The following is a 1520-nucleotide window of genomic DNA, read 5'->3' as shown; positions in this document are numbered from 1 at the left end:
TTTTTAAATTTTTAAACTTATAGAAAAATGCTTTTTAATAGAACTTTTGTTTGCGAATTAACTTTTCGCCCAGTTTTTTGCAACGTGTTTGTGTAAGATTAGTTGCGTGATTTAAGCACTAAAGTTGCAAATAAATCACAGATAAAAAGTCCGCGAGGTCTTTCGTAAGTTGTCTAAAAGCAGCAATTAATTTTACACGGTGTTGTAAAAATGTTGTTTTTTAATAAGTTAATCAGCAATTCTCTCTAAAATATTTCCATCTTTACGTACAATTTTTATTAATCCTTTTTTACCTGAAATATAAGTTTTAATTGGAGTTTTATCATTAACTTTATTAATACTATTGGTGTAATCTATCTCAATTATATCAAAATAAGTTACATTTTGAATTTGAGTTGAATCATAAAATTTTATATCAGGAGTAGTTGGGTCTCCATTGGTTTCAGTTGTTTCAAAATAATAGTATAAATAATCCTGATAATTCCAATTTATAGTTAGATTATTAGAAATATCACCTGAACTTAAATGTATTCCAAGGTTGTAATTATTAAGCACAGAACTATATTCAACATTATAAATTTCAAAGAATCCATTTTTCCAAGGCTCGTGATAATAAGAATAATAGTTATTAAGATAAAATTGCTCTGTTATACCATTATTATCAATCATTTTAAAAGATGTTATGGTTGAATCAATTTTATATTTTTGTGCTTCTTCAGATAAACTAAAACTACCTTTAGGTTCATCAGGTGTACAACTTGCAATCAAAAATAACAGGAATAAATATTTAATGATTAATTGAATATGTTTCATTATTTGACATTTTAATTTGAATGATTCCAAAATTATTGTTGTAAAGTATTATTTGTGGAAATAGATTAATTGAACTACTTGTATCATAATTATTTTCTAATTCAGATTCTATTACATTATAATAAGTTTTATCATTTACGACTATTTCATTATGACAAATTGCATTCTCACATATGAGTTTAGAATTATCATCATATTTTAATTTAGAGTTATATCTATTAATATTGATGTCCATGATTTTTTCTTCATTTTCAAAATATGGTAAGTTGTTAAGAGATAGAGAAATATTAAATTCAGGATATTCAGATTCTAAAGAAACTAATCTTTCTTGGTAAGATGTATATTCACCACCACAACATTCGTCACAATAATTATCAGAATTCCAATTATAAGTATCTTGAGTAACTATAAAATTAAATATAAATCCATTTGAATGTTTAAAATTTATACTTTGATTTATTGAATATGGTATTAATTTAATTTCACTTTCAGATAATGAAATTTTTTCGGTTTCAACAGCTTCATCATTACAGCAAGTTGGAAAAGCTGAAAGAATAATTAAATATATGATTAAATATTTCATGTTTTCTATTTTGGGTTGACAATTTTTTACAACGTGTTTATATATGGTTTGTTGCGTGGTTTAAGCAACCAATTTAGTAAATAATTACTTACAAAGAAAATCCGCAAGGATTTTCGTAAGTAAG

2 protein-coding genes are annotated in these 1520 nt (G+C 24.5%); both read right to left on the bottom strand.

What is annotated here, in order from left to right; translation table 11 throughout:
- Window positions 1–228 precede the first annotated feature (228 nt).
- Window positions 229–813 carry a hypothetical protein gene (locus tag MPF13_RS15385; protein ID WP_249983650.1) on the bottom strand — a complete coding sequence of 195 codons (585 nt, stop codon included), beginning with the start codon at window positions 811–813 and terminating at the stop codon, window positions 229–231.
- Entirely contained in the window at window positions 788–1396 is a 609-nt protein-coding gene (locus tag MPF13_RS15380; RefSeq protein WP_249983649.1) for a hypothetical protein, read from the bottom strand. Before MPF13_RS15380 ends, MPF13_RS15385 begins: the two co-directional genes overlap by 26 nt.
- Window positions 1397–1520: the final 124 nt, after the last annotated feature.

Origin of the sequence: Polaribacter sp. Z022, from assembly GCF_023555495.1 — a bacterium.
In the GTDB taxonomy this organism is placed as follows: Bacteria; Bacteroidota; Bacteroidia; order Flavobacteriales; family Flavobacteriaceae; genus Polaribacter.
The sequence above is the reverse complement of the archived record's forward strand: the minus strand, read 5'-3'. Positions and strand labels throughout refer to the sequence as shown.

Bases quoted from the DNA above. Each gene is read 5' to 3' on its own strand.
- MPF13_RS15380 (WP_249983649.1), bottom strand. From the start codon at position 1,396: ATGAAATATTTAATCATATATTTAATTATTCTTTCAGCTTTTCCAACT.
- MPF13_RS15385 (WP_249983650.1), bottom strand. From the start codon at position 813: ATGAAACATATTCAATTAATCATTAAATATTTATTCCTGTTATTTTTG.